Origin of the sequence: Microvirgula aerodenitrificans DSM 15089 (assembly GCF_000620105.1) — a bacterium.
GTDB classification, from domain to species: Bacteria; Pseudomonadota; Gammaproteobacteria; order Burkholderiales; family Aquaspirillaceae; genus Microvirgula; species Microvirgula aerodenitrificans.
Genome location: NZ_JHVK01000052.1, coordinates 1 through 2,220 on the forward strand (window position 1 = coordinate 1; position 2,220 = coordinate 2,220).

General features: G+C 57.8%; 1 protein-coding gene and 1 pseudogene. One reads left to right on the forward strand and one right to left on the reverse strand.

The genetic code is table 11. The annotated features are described in order from the left end of the window. Positions 1-97: 97 nt before the first annotated feature. Positions 98-354 (forward strand): annotated as a pseudogene (locus Q352_RS24225) (integrase core domain-containing protein); the annotation flags it as partial. Here the strand turns inward: Q352_RS24225 and Q352_RS0117910 are convergent. Beyond that, on the reverse strand, positions 351-1,976 hold the full coding sequence (locus Q352_RS0117910; RefSeq protein ID WP_084300369.1) for a methyl-accepting chemotaxis protein: 1,626 nt from the start codon (positions 1,974-1,976) through the stop codon (positions 351-353). The pseudogene Q352_RS24225 and the gene Q352_RS0117910 sit on opposite strands and share 4 nt — an antisense overlap. Between the last annotated feature and the right edge of the window lie 244 nt (positions 1,977-2,220).

Consider the following 2,220-nt stretch of genomic DNA (forward strand, 5'->3'; position numbering starts at 1 on the left):
AGCTGGAAGCAGAGTCGGATAGCGGAACTGCTGCCGCATCGGTGGTCGGCCGAGGAATGATGGCGCGCGTCAACAGGGGTTCACCGGGCGCTTACCCTGTATCGAACTGGAGATCAAACACACATTCACCCGGCCGTATCGACCACAGACCAATGGCAAGGCTGGAACGCTCATCCAGCCTTGTGCGAGTGGGCCTACGGCTGGACGTATCAGGACTCAGCCCTGCGTACCGAGGTACTGGCGCATTGGCAGCATCACTACAACTGCCATCTCCCGCACCGTGGTATTGGTGGCGTCCCGCCGATCTCCAGGCTGGCATCAGATCAATGCAACCTCTTGCCGCTCCACAGCTAGACCTGAAACTGCGCGATAGTGGTCAGCATGCGCTGTGCTTGATCGTTCAGACTGGCGGCGGTGGCCGAGTTGTTCTGCGAGCTGGAATGGCTTTCTTCGGCCATCTGCGCCACGCGTTCGATCTGCTGAGCGATATTGGTGCTGGCCATCGACTGCTCGCGCATCGAATGCGAGATCTCGGCAATCTGGCCGACCATGCCGCCGGTGCGGTCGAGAATGCGCTGAATGGCTTCGGTCGCCTGGTTGGCGGCGGCCATGCCGCTTTCTACCTGGGTTACGACATTCTGCATCGAGGTCACGGTCTGGTTGGCATCGCTCTGCATCGACGACACGGTGCCGGTAATTTCTTGGGTCGAGATTGCCGTACGTTCGGCCAGCTTGCGCACCTCGTCGGCGACCACGGCGAAGCCGCGACCGGTTTCGCCGGCACGGGCGGCCTCGATGGCGGCATTCAGCGCCAGCAGGTTGGTCTGTTCGGCAATGTCCTTGATCACGCCGACCACAGTACCGATAGATGTAGTTTTTTCCTTCAGTTGCTCGATCTGGGTGGCGGCGAGTTTGACGCTGTCCGAGGTGCTGCGGATCATGCCGATGGTGTCATTGATGATGGCGGCACCGATGGCGGCTTCTTCCCCGGCTTCACGGGTGCTCTGGTCGGCTTGGGCCGAACGGTCGGCGACGTGGTTGACACTGACCGTCATCTGCTCGACGGCAGCCGACATACTGGACGTCGACTCGCTGACCTGTTCGACCGCCTGCGACATCTGTACCGATGAACTGGCGACTTCCGACGCATGCCCGCCGACGGCCTGACCGATATGGGTCAGCTCGGCAAAGCTGGCCTGCAGCATCTGCAGCAACTGGTTCAGGCGGCCGGCAATCTGCGAAATTTCATCCTTGCCGCTGTCGTCGACGCGCAGGGTCAGATTGCGCTCGCTGGTGATGGCGGCAATCTTTTCGTCCAGATGACCCAGCGTGCGCCTGACGCTCAGCGCGACCCACAGGCTGGCGGCCGTGATGATGGCCAGCAGTGCCAGTCCCAGCGCCATCAGCGACCATTTCGCGCTGCGGCCGGCCTGCACCGCTTCCTTGCCGGACAGGGTGCCCTGGGCCTTGTTGAATTCCACAATCTTGTTGATGGCAGCGTAAGTATTGTCCGCCGTCGGCGCCAGGGTGGTTTTCAGGTATTGCAGGGCCGCGGAGTTGTCCCCGCCCGCATGCTGTTCCGACAGGGTGATCAGACCGGGAATCAGGGCATGCCATTTATTTACAGCTGCAATAGCAGCATCGGTATTGGCTCGATCTTCCTCGTCGCTGACCAAGGTGTTCTTGTAATTGTCCAGATTCTTGATCACGTTTTTGATATTGTCTTCCAGCGCGGCCTGGGCTTCTTTCTTGCTGGCAAGATCCTGATAAGCGAGATGAAGAATGGTCTGTCGACGGGCTTCCAGATAATGGGTCCGGACGTCACCGGCGGCAATGACTGACGGCAGCGAATTTTCCGTGGCATCCACGACCCGTTCTTCCACCACACCCATTTGCACATAGAGCGTCCACAGCATGGAGGCCAGACCGATGAGACTGATAACGGCCATGCCGTGCAGTTTTGTAGAAATCTTCATTTTTTACCTTTTGTACCGGCATGTTACGAGACTCTTGAGTCGCCACAACTTCTCTATGGCACACGCTAAAATAGTTGAAAATCAGTTTACCTTATTGGTAACTAGTTGTCATACCAAAAAGCAACGTAGTGCGTTCGAAGTGGTAATTCTGACCTCCTCCCGAAAAACCGTAGCGGTGAGAAGTAGAGATTTCTGGCAAATTTGAGCCCATCCGGGCAGGAGATTTGTCATGAAAAAATCGAAG

Excerpts from the sequence above, each read along its gene's own strand:
- Q352_RS0117910 (WP_084300369.1), bottom strand. The coding sequence starts at position 1,976 with ATGAAGATTTCTACAAAACTGCACGGCATGGCCGTTATCAGTCTCATC.